16 protein-coding genes are annotated in these 15853 nt (G+C 73.7%); 10 read left to right on the top strand and 6 right to left on the bottom strand.

From position 1 onward, the window contains the following. Positions 1-82: 82 nt before the first annotated feature. Both ACIBJE_RS27335 and ACIBJE_RS27330 read right to left on the bottom strand, forming a co-directional pair. Positions 83-913 (bottom strand): MBL fold metallo-hydrolase, encoded by an 831-nt coding sequence (locus ACIBJE_RS27335; protein ID WP_396753138.1) that lies wholly within the window; start codon positions 911-913, stop codon positions 83-85. Beyond that, the gene (locus ACIBJE_RS27330; protein WP_088983095.1) at positions 910-1305 is read right to left on the bottom strand and encodes a thioesterase family protein; all 396 of its coding nucleotides are present in this window, start codon (positions 1303-1305) and stop codon (positions 910-912) included. The genes ACIBJE_RS27335 and ACIBJE_RS27330 overlap by 4 nt, the downstream gene beginning before the upstream one ends. 76 nt (positions 1306-1381) lie before the next feature. On the opposite strand from ACIBJE_RS27330, the gene ACIBJE_RS27325 reads away from it, so the two are divergent. Further along, a complete protein-coding gene (locus ACIBJE_RS27325) occupies positions 1382-2464 on the top strand; it encodes a phosphatase PAP2 family protein (RefSeq protein WP_396753137.1) in 1083 nt (360 codons plus the stop codon). On the opposite strand, the gene ACIBJE_RS27320 is transcribed toward ACIBJE_RS27325, so the two are convergent. Together ACIBJE_RS27320 and ACIBJE_RS27315 are read right to left on the bottom strand one after the other, a co-directional pair. Beyond that, the gene (locus ACIBJE_RS27320; protein WP_396753136.1) at positions 2454-3830 is read right to left on the bottom strand and encodes a PH domain-containing protein; all 1377 of its coding nucleotides are present in this window, start codon (positions 3828-3830) and stop codon (positions 2454-2456) included. The two genes, ACIBJE_RS27325 and ACIBJE_RS27320, sit on opposite strands and share 11 nt — an antisense overlap. Then, positions 3827-4354 carry a PH domain-containing protein gene (locus ACIBJE_RS27315; RefSeq protein ID WP_396753135.1) on the bottom strand — a complete coding sequence of 176 codons (528 nt, stop codon included), beginning with the start codon at positions 4352-4354 and terminating at the stop codon, positions 3827-3829. The genes ACIBJE_RS27320 and ACIBJE_RS27315 overlap by 4 nt, the downstream gene beginning before the upstream one ends. A gap of 493 nt (positions 4355-4847) precedes the next feature. On the opposite strand from ACIBJE_RS27315, the gene ACIBJE_RS27310 reads away from it, so the two are divergent. The 7 genes from ACIBJE_RS27310 to ACIBJE_RS27280 all read left to right on the top strand — a co-directional run bounded on the left by ACIBJE_RS27310 (position 4848) and on the right by ACIBJE_RS27280 (position 11992). Next, positions 4848-5969: an AAA family ATPase gene (locus tag ACIBJE_RS27310; protein WP_396753134.1), complete on the top strand. Its 1122-nt coding sequence runs from the start codon at positions 4848-4850 to the stop codon at positions 5967-5969. Next, the gene (locus tag ACIBJE_RS27305; protein ID WP_396753153.1) at positions 5948-6943 is read left to right on the top strand and encodes a DUF58 domain-containing protein; all 996 of its coding nucleotides are present in this window, start codon (positions 5948-5950) and stop codon (positions 6941-6943) included. The genes ACIBJE_RS27310 and ACIBJE_RS27305 overlap by 22 nt, the downstream gene beginning before the upstream one ends. Next, the gene (locus ACIBJE_RS27300) at positions 6940-7890 is read left to right on the top strand and encodes a VWA domain-containing protein (protein WP_396753133.1); all 951 of its coding nucleotides are present in this window, start codon (positions 6940-6942) and stop codon (positions 7888-7890) included. Before ACIBJE_RS27305 ends, ACIBJE_RS27300 begins: the two co-directional genes overlap by 4 nt. A 629-nt stretch (positions 7891-8519) precedes the next feature. After that, positions 8520-9224, top strand: a complete 705-nt coding sequence (gene fabG, locus ACIBJE_RS27295; RefSeq protein ID WP_396753132.1) for a 3-oxoacyl-ACP reductase FabG — start codon at positions 8520-8522, stop codon at positions 9222-9224. Positions 9225-9266: 42 nt separating this feature from the next. Next, entirely contained in the window at positions 9267-10034 is a 768-nt protein-coding gene (gene fabI, locus ACIBJE_RS27290; RefSeq protein WP_396753131.1) for an enoyl-ACP reductase FabI, read from the top strand. Between the two features lie 110 nt (positions 10035-10144). Beyond that, on the top strand, positions 10145-11170 hold the full coding sequence (locus tag ACIBJE_RS27285; protein ID WP_396753130.1) for a ferrochelatase: 1026 nt from the start codon (positions 10145-10147) through the stop codon (positions 11168-11170). A 42-nt stretch (positions 11171-11212) separates the two neighbouring features. Then, a complete protein-coding gene (locus ACIBJE_RS27280; protein ID WP_396753152.1) occupies positions 11213-11992 on the top strand; it encodes an HAD-IIA family hydrolase in 780 nt (259 codons plus the stop codon). A 90-nt stretch (positions 11993-12082) separates the two neighbouring features. On the opposite strand, the gene ACIBJE_RS27275 is transcribed toward ACIBJE_RS27280, so the two are convergent. Then, positions 12083-12874 (bottom strand): hypothetical protein, encoded by a 792-nt coding sequence (locus tag ACIBJE_RS27275; RefSeq protein WP_396753129.1) that lies wholly within the window; start codon positions 12872-12874, stop codon positions 12083-12085. Positions 12875-13028: 154 nt separating this feature from the next. On the opposite strand from ACIBJE_RS27275, the gene ACIBJE_RS27270 reads away from it, so the two are divergent. Further along, positions 13029-13856 carry a DUF3097 domain-containing protein gene (locus tag ACIBJE_RS27270; RefSeq protein WP_396753128.1) on the top strand — a complete coding sequence of 276 codons (828 nt, stop codon included), beginning with the start codon at positions 13029-13031 and terminating at the stop codon, positions 13854-13856. A 114-nt stretch (positions 13857-13970) separates the two neighbouring features. Here the strand turns inward: ACIBJE_RS27270 and ACIBJE_RS27265 are convergent, their stop codons facing one another. Next, positions 13971-15287, bottom strand: coding sequence for a serine hydrolase domain-containing protein (locus ACIBJE_RS27265; RefSeq protein WP_396753127.1), 1317 nt, complete (start codon positions 15285-15287; stop codon positions 13971-13973). Between the two features lie 92 nt (positions 15288-15379). On the opposite strand from ACIBJE_RS27265, the gene ACIBJE_RS27260 reads away from it, so the two are divergent. Continuing rightward, positions 15380-15850: an NfeD family protein gene (locus ACIBJE_RS27260; RefSeq protein WP_396753126.1), complete on the top strand. Its 471-nt coding sequence runs from the start codon at positions 15380-15382 to the stop codon at positions 15848-15850. Positions 15851-15853 lie beyond the last annotated feature (3 nt).

Raw genomic sequence — 15853 nt, 5'->3', positions numbered from 1 at the left:
TACCCGGGCGTCCCGTCCGGACTGGCCAGCAGAACCGGCGCTCCGGTCGAGGCGGTGTCAGCGCGGCTGTGCCGTGCGGCGGTCACGTGGTGCCGTCGAGTTCGGCGTACCCGCGTCGGGCGGCCACCAGCGCGGCGCGGGCCCCGAACGGCGCCTCGGCGGCGACCCGCTCCGGGGGCGCGCCGCCGGTGTGCCCGGCCCGGATCAACCAGGCCAGGTCGGCGAGCTGTCCGTGCTGAGCGCCGACGAACGAGACGTCCACCGGGTCACCGTGGCCGGGCACGATAGTGGTGGCCGGCGTGGTGAGTCGCAGCAGCGCCGCCACCGCCTCCGGCCACTGCAACGGGTACGACTCCTCGAAGGCCGGCGGTCCGCTCTGCTCCACCAGGTCCCCGGCGACCAGGACGTCCGCGTCCGGCACGTGCACCACCAGGTCACCGGCGGTATGGCCGCGCCCGGGATGGTGCAGCACCACGCGGCGACCGCCCACGTCCAGCGTCGTCCCGGTGTGCACGGTGTGCGTCGGCGCCAGCAGCGCCGTGCGGGCCAGCTCGGCCGCGAGGGCCGGCTGCTCCGCGCGCATCTCCTCGTACGCCAGGTGGCGCAACTCGTCGGGACGGTCGCGGAGCCACCCGGCGGTCGCCTCGTGCGCGTACACCGGGCGGGGCGGGTCGGCGGCGAGCGTGGCGTTGCCGAAGCAGTGGTCGAAGTGGTGGTGGGTGTTCACCAGGGTCCACGGGTGCGGCGTGACCGCCCGGACGGCAGCGGCCAGCGCGGTGGCCTGCGCCGCCGTGGAGAGGGTGTCCACCAGCAGCGCCGCGCCGTCGCCGACGACGAGCGTGACGTTGACGTCGAGCAGCGGCTCGCGCAGCACGTGCACGCCGTCGCGGATCTCGACGAACCGGCCGGTCATGACGCCCCGGAGGCGCGTTCCACGAAGCGCTGCCGATCCAACAGCACCCGTTCCACCCGCCCCTGGGCCACCGTCTCGCCGCCGTCGTCGACGGTGACGGTGAACACCAGCCGTCGGCCGTCCACCTCGTCCAGCCGCGCCTCGGCGGCGACGGTACGACCGACCGGGGTGGGTGCCCGGTGCTCCAGCTCCACCCGGACGCCGACGGTGGTCGTCCCCGGCGGCAGGTGCCGGGCGGTGGCCGCGACGGTGGCCGCCTCGGCCAGCGCGAGGACCCGGGGCGTGCCCAGCACCGGTACGTCACCGGAGCCGACCGCCTGGGCGGTGTCGGCGTCGGTCACGGTGAGTTCGACCCGGGCCTTGAGCCCGGGCGTGACAGTCTGCTCCGGCATGGCGACAGCCTACGCCGACCGCCGTAGCGCCGGTCGGCGTTCGTCGATGCGCTGGCCGCCGTTAACCTGAAGGGTGATGGCCGTTGTCACTGACCCCCAGCCCCCTGCCCCGTCCGGTCCGCCGGTGTCGTCCGAGGGCGGACGTCCCCGCGTGGTCGCCATGTCGATCTGGAGCGCCCTGTTCGTCGCCGGTTGGTTGACGATCGGACTACCCACAGACCCGGCTTACGCCTTCGTCTGGATCTGGTCCGCCGTCATCGCCTGGAACTGGGGCCGCCCGTGGCGCAGCCACCTGGGCTTCGCCCGGGACTGGCTGCCGGTGGTGCTGCTCCTCGCCGCCTACAACCTCTCCCGGGGCTTCGCCGACAACGGCGCGATCCCGTACTCCTACGACCTGATCGTCGCCGACCGGTTCCTGGTCGGCTGGGCGACCGGAGGCGAGGTCCTCACCATCTGGTTGCAGGAGCGGCTCTACAAGCCGCAGGTGCAGTGGTGGGACGTCCTGGCGGCCTGGGTCTACTTCTCGCACTTCGTGGCGACGCTGGCGGCGGCGGTGGTGCTCTGGATGCGCGACCGCGCCCGGTGGGGGGCGTACATGCGGCGGTGGGGTTTCCTCTGCGCCGCCGGTCTGGCCACCTACTTCCTCTACCCGGCCGCCCCGCCCTGGTGGGCGGCGCAGAACGGGCTCCTCGGGGAGGTGGCCCGGATCTCCACCCGGGGGTGGAAGGAGTTCGGCATGCACGGCGCGGGCAACATGCTCAACGCCGGGCAGATCGCCTCGAACCCGGTGGCCGCGATGCCGTCCCTGCACACCGCCTGGGCGCTGTTCGTGGTGCTGTTCTTCCTCACCTCGACCCGTCGCCGCTGGTGGCCGCTGCTGCTGGCGTACCCGCTGGCGATGACCTTCACCCTGGTCTACTCCGGCGAGCACTACATCATCGACGTGCTGGTCGGCTGGGCGTACGTGGGCTTGACCTTCCTGGTGGTCGGTCTGGCGGAGCGGTGGTGGGCGGCCCGGCAGGCCCGCCGGGCTCCGGCGGAACCGGTCGGGGCCGCCCCCGCCGGCTCCGGGACCCACGCGGACGACGGAACGGCCGGCGGCACGGTCGGGAACGGGCCGTCCCCGACCGAGGAGCCGACGGTGCCGGTCAGTCGCTGAGCCGGGCGGCGCGGGCCCGCGCGGTCAGTTCGGCGGCGAGGGCCCACGCCTCGGCCAGGTCCCGGTGCAGTGCTGCCGCGCCGGCACCGCCCGCGGTGTCGGCGTGCACGGTGGCCAGGCCCAGTCGCCGTTGCAGCGGGCCCTGGACCACCCGGACGCTCTGGATCCGGGCGTACGGCACGATGGTGAGCTGCCGGGTGACCAGGCCCGAGCGGACCACGAAGACCCGCTCGGCCAGACCGGCACCGAGGACGCGCCAGCTCAGTGGCCGCAACCAGCGGGCCGGCGGCGGCGGTGCGGTCAGCGGCAGGGCGGAGACGACCACGCCGGGCAGCACCTCGGCGGTGATCATCTCGCCGGTCGGCAGGTCGCCCACGGGCAGGAGCCGGTCCGGACGGTTGCGGTCGTCCGGCTCGGCCGCCGAGTAGCCGGCGACCTCCAGCCGCAACCGCAGCCAGCCCTTGGCCCGCCAGAGCAGCGGCCAGGTCACCCCGATCGCCTGCACCCGGTTGAGCGGGACGGTCTGCGCGCGGGTCTCCAGCAGGCCGTTCCGGATCCGCAGCCGGTCGCCGTCCCGGTCGAGCCGGAAGTTCCAGTCGTCGAGGACCCGCCGGATCGGTTGCAGCAGCACCCCGGCCATCGCGGTGACCGTGCTGGCCACCGCGATGAACGACCAGGAGCCCTCGGTGAGGAACTGCGCCACCACGAACGCCACGCCCACCGGCAGCATGAACGCCTGCGGGGTGAGCAGTTGGCTGACCAGCAGGTCGCGGTTGGTGACGGTGTGCAGGGGCCGGCCGACCGGCACCGGTGGTCCGGCCGTGGCGGTCTCCGGGATGGCGGCGTGCGGCGCCTGGCCGGCCAGGTCGAGCAGGCGGGTCCGCAGGGCGGTCGCGTCGGCCACGCTCAGGAACGCCAGTGGCGCCTCGGTCTTGCCGCCGCCGACCACTTCCAGGCGTAGCTCGGCCAGGCCGGTGAGCTGGGCGAGCAGGGGACGGACCACCTCCACGGCCTGCAACCGCTCCAGCGGGATGGCTCGGGTGCGCCGCCACACCAGGCCCTCGTAGACGCGCAGTTCCCGACCGACCACGTGGTAGCCGGTGTTGTACCAGCTGACCACCGAGAGGACCGTCGCGCCGAGCGCGAGCACCGCGACCATCGCCGCGAAGGTGCCGAAGCCGACCCGGGACAGCGTCGACCAGGAGAGCCCGGCGATCACCACCACCAGGGACTTCGCCCCGTGCAGGGCGGGGCTCAACGGGTGCAGGCGGTGCCGGGGCTCGACGTGTTCCGGCGCCGGGGCGGCCGGGACGGGCCAGGGGTGCGGGACGTCCGGCCCGGTCTCCTCGGCCGGGCCGCCGGTCACAGCCCCTCCGCGCGGTCTTCGCCCAGCGCGGTGAGCCGGTCGCGCAGTCGGGACGCCTCGGCCGGGCGCAGTCCGGGCACCCGGGCGTCGCTCGCGGCGGCAGCGGTGTGCAACTGCACGGTGGCCAGCCCGAAGGCCCGTTCCAGCGGACCGGCGGTGACGTCGACGAACTGCATCCGGGCGTACGGCACGATCGACAGCCGGCGCACCAGCAACCCGTGCCGGACCAGCAGGTCGTCGTCGCGTTCGGCGTACCCCCAGGCGTGCACGGCCCGGACGATCGCCACCGCCCGCAGAAGGCTCAGCAACACGACGAGCCCCAGACCGGCTCCGAACAGCCAGTGCCCGCTCAGCGCCCAGGCCACCGCGACGCCGACCACCACGACGAGGACGCCGATGCCCAGCCGGACGAGTTCCACCCAGATCAGGTCGGTGGAGACCCGCTGCCAGGCGACCGACTCCGGCCATGGTTCGAGCGGGTCGGCCGGGGTGGGGACGGGCCCGTCCGTGTGCTCCGTGCTCACCGGCGTGCCCCGCTGCGATCACTCACCCGTTGAGCGTAACGATCCGGGCAATGGTTCGACCTCCCGGAGAAAGCTCCGCGCGGTGAGAAAGTCACCGAGTGTGCCCCGGTGCTCGGCGCACGCGAGCCAGGTCTTGCGTCGGTCCGGGTCGTGCAGCCGGGGATTGTTCCACCGCAGGGCCCAGAGCGCCGGGGTGCGGCAGCCACGCGCCGAACAGACGGGAGGGCCGCCGGGAGCGGGGGAGGATTCGGTCACCGGGGCCAGTCTAGGTGGCGCGCCGGGAGGATGAGCGCCGGGCGGCCACGGGGGGAGCCGCCCGGCGACGGCTGAATCGTACACGCGGCGGCGACGTTCGGACACCCCCGACCGGCGATTCGGCCACCGGACGCGGCGCGGTGACAATCGGGTTCTCGCCCGGTTGGCACTCAGCCGGGCATGCGAGGCTTGACACGCACCTCGTCGCCCAAGATCACGAGCACGCTGTGGAGGACCGGTGGCCCAGCCGACCACGCCCGACCCGACCGCGACCGACGCCGCCCCGGCGCCACCGAGCACACCCGCCGAGGACGCCACGCTGGTGGAGCGGGCGTTGTTCGAGATCAAGCGGGTCATCGTCGGGCAGGACCGGATGGTCGAGCGGATGTTCGTCGCCCTGCTCGCCCGGGGCCACTGCCTGCTCGAGGGGGTGCCGGGGGTGGCCAAGACCCTGGCTGTGGAGACCATGGCCAGGGTCGTCGGCGGGTCCTTCGCCCGGGTGCAGTTCACCCCCGACCTGGTGCCCGCCGACATCATGGGCACCCGCATCTACCGGCAGTCCAGCGAGAAGTTCGACGTGGAGCTGGGACCGGTGTTCGTCAACTTCCTGCTCGCCGACGAGATCAACCGGGCTCCGGCGAAGGTGCAGTCGGCCCTGCTGGAGGTCATGAGCGAGCGTCAGGTGTCGATCGGCGGGGAGACCCACCGGGTGCCGGACCCGTTCCTGGTGATGGCCACCCAGAACCCGATCGAACAGGAGGGGGTCTACCCGCTGCCCGAGGCGCAGCGGGACCGTTTCCTGATGAAGATCGTCGTTGGCTACCCGACGGACGCCGAGGAACGGGAGATCGTCTACCGGATGGGGGTGGCCGCGCCCGTGCCGTCGCCGGTGTTCACCACCACCGACCTGCTCTCCCTGCAACGCAAGGCCGACCAGGTCTTCGTGCACAACGCCCTGGTCGACTACGCCGTCCGGCTGGTGCTGGCCACCCGTACCCCGGCCGAGCACGGAATGCCGGACGTCGCCCAGCTCATCCAGTACGGCGCGAGCCCCCGGGCGTCGCTCGGCCTGGTCCGGGCCACCCGCGCGCTGGCCCTGCTGCGCGGGCGGGACTACGCGTTGCCCCAGGACGTCCAGGACATCGCGCCGGACATCCTGCGGCACCGGTTGGTGCTCAGCTACGACGCGCTCGCCGACGACGTCCCGGCCGACCACGTGGTGCACCGGGTGATGTCGACCATCCCGCTGCCGTCAGTGGCGCCCCGGCAGCAGGCGACGCCGCAGGCCGGGCCGCCTCCGGGCGGGCAGCCGAACGGCGGCCCGGCTCCGGGCGCCGGCTGGCCCGGGCAGCGGCCGTGACCTCACCCGTCCGTCGGCCCGCCGGCGCCACCCCCGGACGGAGCGAGGCGGTCCTGTCCCGCCTGCAACTCCTGGTCACCCGGAAACTCGACGGCCTGCTCCAGGGCGACTACGCCGGTCTCCTGCCCGGGCCGGGCAGCGAGGCGGGGGAGTCCCGCGAGTACCGCCCCGGTGACGACGTACGCCGGATGGACTGGCCGGTCACCGCGCGGACGACGACACCGCACGTGCGCCGTACGGTGGCCGACCGGGAGTTGGAGACGTGGCTCGCGGTGGACCTCTCGGCGAGCCTGGACTTCGGCACCGGGCAGTGGCTCAAGCGCGAGGTGGTGGTCGCGGCGGTGGCGGCCCTGGCCCACCTGACCGTCCGGGGCGGCAACCGCATCGGCGCGGTGGTCGGCACCGGCGGTGCGCCGCCCGCGCCCCGACGGTGGGGCGCGACGCCCCCCGCCGCCCCGGTGGTGCGGCGGATGCCGGCCCGCAGCGGCCGCAAGGAGGCGCAGGGGCTGGTCCGCGCCGTCGCCGGCACCGAGATCGGGCCGGGCCGCGCCGACCTCGGCACCCTGGTCGACCTGCTCAACCGGCCGCCCCGGCGGCGTGGCGTGGCGGTGGTGATCTCCGACTTCCTCGCACCGCCGGAGCAGTGGGGACGACCGATCCGTAAGCTGCGGGTCCGGCACGACGTGCTGGCGATCGAAGTGGTCGACCCGCGCGAGCTGGACCTGCCGGACGTGGGGGTGCTGCCGGTGGTGGACCCGGAGACGGGGGAGCTGCACGAGGTGCAGACCGCCGATCCACGGCTGCGCCGCCGGTACGCCGAGGCGGCCGCCGCCCAGCGCGCGGCGATCGCCCGCGAACTGCGGGCGGCCGGCGCCGCCCACCTGCGTCTGCGTACCGACACCGACTGGCTGCTGGACATGGTGCGTTTCGTGGCCGCGCAGCGGCACGCCCGCACCCGGGGGACGACTCGATGATCCGTATGTTGCAACCGTGGTGGCTGCTGACCCTGCTGCCCGTGCTCGCCGTCGCCGCGCTCTACGTCTGGCGGCAACGCCACCGCCGGGCGTACGCGATGCGGTTCACCAACGTGGACCTGCTGCGCACCCTCGCTCCGAAGGGGCTGGGTTGGCGGCGGCACGTCGCGGCGGTCGCGCTGCTGCTCTGCCTGCTGACGCTGGCCACCGCCACCGCCCGGCCGGCGATCGACACCCGGGAGCCGTTGGAACGGGCGACCGTCATGCTCGCCGTCGACGTCTCGCTGTCCATGCAGGCCGACGACGTCACCCCGAACCGTTTGCAGGCGGCCCAGGAGGCGGCCAAGCAGTTCGTCGGTGAGCTGCCGGAGTCGTACAACCTGGGGTTGGTCTCGTTCGCCAAGTCGGCGAACGTGCTGGTGCCGCCGACGAAGGACCGGTCGGCGGTGAACGCGGCCATCGACGGGCTGGTGCTGGCCGAGGCGACCGCGACCGGGGAGGCGGTCTTCACCTGCCTGGAGGCGATCCGGTCGGTGCCGGCCGACGGCGCGGCGGGCATCCCGCCGGCCCGGATCGTGCTGCTCTCCGACGGTTTCCGCACGGCGGGCCGGTCGGTGGAGGAGGCCGCGGCGGCGGCGCAGGCGGCGAACGTGCCGGTGTCCACGATCGCCTTCGGCACCGACTCCGGGCAGGTGGACATCGGCGGTCAGGCCCAGCGGGTGCCGGTGGACCGGCTGGCCCTGGCGGACCTGGCGGAGACCACCGAGGGGCACTTCTACGAGGCGGCCTCGGTGACCGAGCTGAAGCAGGTGTACCAGGATATGGGCAGCTCGATCGGGTTCCGGACCGAACCCCGGGAGATCACCCAGTGGTACGCGGGGGTGGCGTTGCTCTTCGCGCTCGCGGCGGCCGGGGCGAGTCTGCTCTGGACCTCCCGCATCCTCTGACCCCGGGCCACGCACGCCGGTGCGGGGCTGTCGTCGACACGGTGACCGCGTGTCGACGGCGGTCCCGCCACCGCGCGGCGACCGTACCTTCCGCTGGTGGGGTCAGTGACTTCCGCTGGTGAGGACGAAGAGGACGGCCACCCAGACGGCGGCGAGGGTGAAGCCCAGCGGGGCGACGTAACGGCTCATGGACGCACTCCGGTGGCGACTCGACGGTCCGGGCGCAGGGCCGGAACCGGGGGAGGGGGACAGGACGCGCACACCAGTCGTGACCGGGGGGCTCCACCCGCGACCGCCCGGGGAAACGGGCGGGGTGACCGAAACCCACGGCAGGACGGCCGGGGCGGCGGTGCGGAACGCGGGGAGCGGGAACGGGTCAGCCCGGACTGAGTCGTGGCTCAGTGGGACTGACGGACGGCCCGGCCACGACTGGGAGGATCGCTATCTCGCACAGCGATCACCTCCAGCGGTCGACGGGGCCCGGAACGCGGATCATCGTACACCCGCGTCCGGTGTGGTTCCCGCCGGGTCGCGCCACGCGCAGGACCTCTCCCGGGTTCACGCTTACCTGCCGGTAACCCCTAGTCTCCAACCCGTCTGTGCACTCGTTTTTCGCGCAAGGGGGACTCGTGGCCCGTACCGTGCTGGTGACCGGGGGCAACCGGGGGATCGGCCTGGCCATCGCGCAGGCCTTCGCCAAGCAGGGCGACCGGGTCGCGGTGACCTACCGCTCCGGCGACGCCCCCGAGGGGCTGTTCGGGGTCCGCTGCGACGTCACCGACTCCGCCTCCGTCGACGAGGCGTTCACCGCCGTGGAGGCGGAGCTGGGCGGCGTCGAGGTGCTCGTCGCCAACGCCGGCATCACCGACGACACGCTGCTCATGCGGATGTCCGAGGAGCAGTTCACCCGGGTGCTGGACACCAACCTGACCGGGGCCTTCCGGTGCGCGCAGCGCGCCTCCCGCAAGATGCTCCGTGCCCGCTGGGGCCGGATGATCTTCGTCTCCTCGGTGGTCGGCCTCTACGGTGGCATGGGCCAGGTCAACTACGCGGCCAGCAAGGCCGGCATGGTCGGCGTGGCCCGGTCGATCACCCGTGAGCTGGGCTCCCGCAGCATCACCGCCAATGTCGTCGCCCCCGGCTTCGTCGACACCGACATGACCGCTGCGCTGCCGCAGGAGCGGCGCGACCAGTACCTGGGTGCCATCCCGGCCGGCCGGTTCGCCACCGCCGAGGAGGTGGCCGGGGTCGTCACCTGGCTGGCCGGCGACACCGCCGCCTACATCTCCGGCGCGGTCATCCCGGTCGACGGCGGCCTCGGCATGGGCCACTGACGCCGGCCACCCGCACCGACACAACGACGGAGGAGATCCCACATGTCCGGACTGCTGGCCGGTAAGCGGCTGCTGGTCACCGGCGTCATCACCGACGCCTCGATCGCCTTCTCGGTGGCGAAGCTGGCCCAGGAGAACGGCGCGCAGGTCGTGCTCACCGGGTACGGGCGGCTCTCGCTGGTCGAGCGGATCGCCAAGCGGCTGCCCCAGCCGGCTCCGGTGATCGAACTCGACGTCACCAACGCCGAGCAGCTCGCCGGCCTTCCGGACAAGGTCCGCGAGTACGCCGACGGCCTGGACGGCGTGGTGCACTCGATCGGCTTCGCCCCGCAGAGCTGCCTCGGCGGCGGCTTCCTCGACGCCCCCTGGGAGGACGTGGCGACCGCGCTGCACGTCTCCACGTACTCCTACAAGTCCCTGGCCATGGCGGCGCTGCCGCTGATGTCCCCGGGCGGCTCCGTGGTCGGCCTCACCTTCGACGCGACCAAGGCGTGGCCGGTCTACGACTGGATGGGCGTGGCCAAGGCCGGGCTGGAGTCCGCCTCCCGCTACCTCGCGCTGCACCTGGGCCCGAAGGGCATCCGGAGCAACCTGGTCGCCGCCGGCCCGCTGCGCACCATCGCGGCGAAGTCCATCCCCGGGTTCGACCAGTTCGAGACGGCGTGGACCGAGCGGGCGCCGCTGGGCTGGAGCCTGACCGACCAGGAGCCGGCCGCGCGGGCCTGCCTGGCGCTGCTCTCCGACTGGTTCCCGGCCACCACCGGCGAGATCGTCCACGTCGACGGCGGGTACCACGCCCTCGGCGCCTGACCGCGTCACCACGGCCCCCGCTGTCGGCTGCGCCACAGCGGGGGCCGTTCGCCGTGCGGGGACGAGGGGCCGTCGCGGGACCGCCCCGGCGCGCGGGGAACAATGGGGGCATGGCGTACGACGCGGTGGTGCTGGTCTCCTTCGGTGGCCCGGAGCGGCCCGAGGACGTGGTGCCGTTCCTCCAGAACGTGACCCGGGGCCGGGGGATCCCCCCGGAGCGGCTCGCCGAGGTCGCCGAGCACTACCAGCACTTCGGCGGGGTCTCCCCGATCAACCAGCAGTGCCGTGACCTGCTCGCCGCGATCCGGGCCGACTTCGCCGCCAACGGCCTCGACCTGCCGGTGTACTGGGGCAACCGCAACTGGCACCCGATGCTCGCCGACACCGTCGCCCAGATGCGCGACGACGGGGTACGCCGGGCGCTGGCGTTCGTCACCAGCGCGTACGGCGGCTACTCCTCCTGCCGGCAGTACCAGGAGGACATCGCGGCGGCCCGGGCGGCGGTCGGCCCGGACGCGCCGGTGGTCGACAAGCTCCGCCAGTTCTGGGACCATCCCGGTTTCGTCGAGCCGCACGTCGACGCGGTCCGGGCGGCACTGGCCCGGCTCGACCCGGCGCGGCGGGCCACCACCCGGGTGGTCTTCACCGCGCACTCGGTGCCCACCTCGATGGCGGCCACCGCCGGCCCGCACGGCGGTCGGTACGAGGCCCAACTGCACGAGACGGCCCGGCTGGTCGCCGCCGCGGCGGCTCCCGACCTGCCGTACGACCTGGTGTGGCAGAGCCGCTCCGGGCCGCCCCAGGTGCCGTGGCTGGAGCCGGACGTCAACGACCACCTCGGCAAGCTAGCCGGGGAGGGCGTCACCAGCGTGGTGGTCAGCCCCATCGGCTTCGTCTCCGACCACCTGGAGGTGGTCTGGGACCTGGACACCGAGGCTCTGACCACGGCCCGGCAGCTCGGCCTGGACTTCGTCCGGGCCGGCACCCCCGGCACCGACCCCCGGTTCGTGACGATGGTCCGGGAACTGGTCACCGAGCGGCTCGATCCGGCCGCCACGTCGCGGCGCCGGCTGGGTGAGGTGCCCTGCTGGGACACCTGCCCGACGGCGTGCTGCGTCCCCGCCCGCCGTCCCTGACCCCGTCCGAGCGCAAGTCCCGACCCACCCTTGAGGAACATGATGATCGAGCGGAAGCCGGTGGCCAGTTGGCTCACCGACATGGACGGCGTGCTGGTGCACGAGGGCCAGCCGGTGCCGGGCGCCCCGGAGTTCGTCAACCGGCTGCGCGCCTCCGGCAAGCCGTTCCTGGTGCTGACCAACAACTCCATCTACACGCCGCGCGACCTGTGCGCCCGGCTCAACCGGATGGGCTTCGAGGTGCCGGAGCACGCGATCTGGACGGCCGCGCTGGCCACCGCCCAGTTCCTGGCCGACCAGCGCCCCGGCGGCACCGCGTACGTGATCGGCGAGGCGGGGCTGACCACCGCGCTGCACGCGGTCGGGTACGTGCTCACCGACTTCGAGCCGGACTACGTGGTGCTGGGGGAGACCCGCACCTACAGCTTCGAGGCGATCACCAAGGCGGTCCGGCTGATCAACGGCGGGGCGCGGTTCATCTGCACCAACCCGGACGTGACCGGCCCGTCGGTGGAGGGGGCGCTGCCGGCGGCCGGCTCGGTCGCGGCGATGATCTCCAAGGCGACCGGGGTGGAACCGTACTTCGTCGGCAAGCCGAACCCGATGATGATGCGGTCGGCGTTGAACACCATCGAGGCGCACTCGGAGAGCACCGCGATGATCGGCGACCGGATGGACACCGACATCCTCTGCGGCCTCGAGGCGGGGCTGGAGACCATCCTGGTGCTCACCGGCATCAGCACCCGGGCCGAGGCGGAGCGGTACCCGTACCGGCCGTCGCGGATCGTCAACTCGGTGGTCGACCTGATCGACGAGATCTGAGCCGCGCCCCGGCCGCGTGCCCCGGTCACCGGGCCGCAGATGCGCGCTGCCGAACGCGGGGTGGGGCCGGTCGAGGTCCGGAGCGTCCGGTCAGGGACGCAGCGGGGCGTTGCAGGCGGCGGCCAGGGCGCGCCGGCAGGCGGTGGTCAGCGGGCGCAGGGCGGCGTCGCGCTGCTGGGCTTCGTACCCGTTGACCGCACCACCCGGTGCGGCGTGCTCGGCCAGCGCGAGCACCCGGTCGAGCACGGCGGCGCGGGCGAACAGCCGCCGCGACCGTGGGTCGAAGCCGGGCGGCAGGTCGGTCGCGCCGTCCGGGCGGCGCAGCGCGGCCAGCGCGCCGGCCAGCTCGGGCCGCCACTGGGCGACGTCCAACCGGGTCAGCGCGGCGGTGGTCTCGGCCAGCGCGGTGGCCAGCTCCGCCTCCGCCTCGGCGGCGCAGGGCATCGCCAGCGAGGCGGTGGGGGCGTCGGCCGGCAGCGGGTAGAACCGCCACAGCACCGTCTCCCAGATCATCCCGGACCCGGAGGTGTGCGTGCGGACCTCCGGGATCAGGCCCAGTCCACCGGCGACGACCGCTTCACCGGCGAGCAGTGCCGCACCGGTGAAGTCGCCCGGACCGGGCAAACCGCGCGGGTCGCCCGGCGCGGGCAGCACCAGCCGGATCTCGTCCGGGGAGAGGCGGGCCAGGGTGGGCAGGGCGTCGCGCAGCGGCACGTCCGTCCAGGTGCCCGGGGCGTCGGCGACGAGATGTTCCTCGTCGCCGGCCACCGCGTCCGGCACCTCGTCGAACGGGACCAGCCCGGCGCGCCACGCGCGCACCCAGGCCACGAACCGGCTCGACCGGCGCGGAGCGAGAGTGACCGCGCCCGTTGCGGGAGACATGCAGAGAAGGGTACGTCGTGACGGCGGCTCTGTCTCGACCGTCGCGGGGGCCGTACGGCCTGCCCCGTCTTGCCCCGTTTCGACCCGTGCTGACCTGGGCGATGGGCGGCGTGCCTGCGTGGTCCGGCCCGCACGGGCGGCTACCGTCACGCCCATGGGGAGGCGATACGGCGAGGACGTGCTGGCGGGGGACTGGCGGCGGCGCAGGACGGTGCCCGAGGTGGACGCCGAACCCGACCTGGTGGTCGAGGACGCCGACTCGGGCTTCTGCGGCGCGGTGGTCGGCTTCGAGACCGGTGCGGTGGTGCTGGAGGACCGGCACGGCCGGCGACGCAACTTCCCGCTGCTGCCGGCGGCGTTCCTGCTCGACGGCGAGCCGGTCACGCTGCGCCGGCCGACGCGAGCGCCGGTGCCGGCCGCCCGCCGCCGCACCGCCTCCGGTTCGATCGCCGTCGAGGGGGTACGCGCCCAGGTGGCGAAGGCCAGCCGGATCTGGGTGGAGGGGGTGCACGACGCCGCCCTGGTGGAACGGATCTGGGGCGACGACCTGCGTGTCGAGGGAGTCGTGGTGGAGCCGCTGGACGGCATCGACGCCCTCGACGCCGAGGTGCGCGCCTTCGCCCCCGGTCCGACCCGACGGCTCGGGGTGCTCGTCGACCACCTGGTGCCCGGCTCCAAGGAGAGCCGCATCGTGGCCCGGGTCGACTCGCCGTACGTGCTGGTGACCGGACACCCCTACGTGGACGTCTGGCAGGCCGTGAAGCCCGCCGCGCTCGGCATCCGGGCCTGGCCGGTGGTGCCGCCGGGGCGCCCGTGGAAGGAGGGGGTCTGCGCCGCGCTCGGCGTGGCCGACCCGGCGGACATGTGGCGGCACATCCTCTCCCGGGTCGACAGCTTCGCCGACGTGGAGACCCCACTGATCAACGCGATGGAACGCCTCATCGACTTCGTCACCGACCCGTCCCGAGACGCCGACCGGTAACCCGAGTTGCCGGTCGGGGTGGGGGGTTGAGGTGGGGGTTGAGGTGGTAGCAGGGGACCCTTGTTGCCGCTTTTTGTCGTGCAGGGGACCCCTGCTACCACCCCAGCCCGACCATCAGGGCGCTTCGTCGGGGCTGCGGGTGAGGACGAAGGTCGCCACGTCCAGGGCGACCGCCCGGCCGCTGCCGTCGCGCAGCACGGTGAGCAGTTCGCCGTCCTCCGAGCCGGAGCAGCCCCGCCAACGGTCCGGCCCCTCCGGGGCGAAGCGGAGCGTCCGCCCGCCCCGGCCGTACGTCACCAGGTGCCCCGCGCCGTCGTCCCAGGTGACGTCGGTCGGGTGCCCCATCCACCACCAGCGCCCGGTCAGCTCGGCCACCTCGGCCGGGGGCGGCGCGGTGGCCGGACGCCACGGCGTCGCACGCGTCGGCTCGGCGTCCAGCACGGTGGTGAGCACCTGCTGGCCGAGTGGACCGATCCCGCCGACCCGGAAGCCGTACGAGTTGGCGAAGCCGACGATGCCGGTGCGGGACGGGCGGTGCACCGCCAGGGCGGCGACGTACCCGGGCATCGAGCCGCCGTGGCCGACGTACACCCGGTCGTCCTGGCGGTAGAGCTCCAGCCCGAGGCCGTGACCACCGCGCCAGGAGTCGAGGTCGCTGATCACGACGGGCGCGCACATCTCGGTCAGGGTCGTGGCGGCGAGCACCTCCGGTGCCGGGTCGGCGAGGAAGGCCGCCCAGGTGGCCAGGTCGGCGGCGGTCGCCCAGAGTTGGCCGGCGGGGGCCATCGCGCCGGTGTCGGTCCGGGGCTCCTCGCGGAGCGTGTCGTGCCAGGGGTGCACCACGTAGCCCCGGGCGAACGGCTCGGTGGCCTGGTACGTGGTGCGGCGCATGCCGAGCGGTTCGAGGATCCGTTCCCGCAGCAGGTCGTACCAGCCGGTGCCGGTGAGCCGTTCCAGCACCCCGCCGAGCAGCCCGTACGCCAGGTTGGAGTAGTGGTAGCCCCGGTGCGGCGGGTACGGGTTCTTCTCGGTGGTCAGCCCGGCGAGCAGGGCGGCCAGGTCGGCGCCCTCGGCGCGTTCCCACCACTGCCCGTCCGGCTCCCGTTGCAGGCCGCTGGCGTGGCCGAGGAGTTGGCGCAGGGTGAGCGCGCCGAGCGGGGTGCCGGGCAGGTGCCGGTCGAGGGGGTCGTCGAGAGCGAGCCGTCCGGCGTCGCGTTCCTGCATGACCAGCACCGCGGTCATGGTCTTGCTGATCGAGCCGATCCGGAACTGGAGGTCGACGTCCGGGCGCGGGTGCTCTCCGGCGACGCTGAGGTGGATGAGTGCCCCGTCGCGGACCACGCCGATCAGCAGGGCGGGTACCCGGCCGGTGACCTGCGTCTCGGCCACGAGGCCGTCCACCCGGCGGATGGTCTCCGGTAACAGGGACATGTCGCTCCTTCAGGGCGGGTACGGGATGTGACCCCGAGCTTACTGATCTTCAAAGTGGGATAGGGGTGCGCCGACGTGCCAGTATCGAAGACGTGGACGCGGTGTTGTGGATTGTTCTGGGTGTGGTCTTGGCGGTCGCCGAGATCTTCACGACGACGCTGTTCCTGCTCATGTTCGCGGTCGGCGCGTTCGCCGCGGCGGGAGCGGCGGCGCTCGGCGCGCCGGTGGCGATCCAGGCCGTGGTCTTCGCGGCCGTTTCCGCGCTGACCGTGCTCGCCGCCCGGCCGACCATCGAGAAGCACCGCCGTTCGGCGACCGAGGACGGTGGGCAGCCGTTCGGGGTGGAGGCCCTGGAGGGGGCGACCGCGCTGGTGCTGGAGCGCGTCGACACCGACGGCGGTCTGATCAAGATCGATGGCGAGTTGTGGAGCGCCCGGCCGTACGACGCCACCCAGGTGTTCGCGCCCGGTCAACGTGTGCAGGTCATCCAGGTGCGGGGCGCGACCGCCCTGGTCTGGCAGGACGACATCTCTCCGGGCGCGCTGCCCGGATCGGAAGGGTGAACG

It is taken from the genome of Micromonospora sp. NPDC050187 (assembly GCF_044459745.1).
Taxonomy (GTDB): Bacteria; Actinomycetota; Actinomycetes; order Mycobacteriales; family Micromonosporaceae; genus Micromonospora.
Note: the sequence above shows the minus strand (reverse complement) of the source record. Positions and strands in the feature narration are given on the sequence as shown.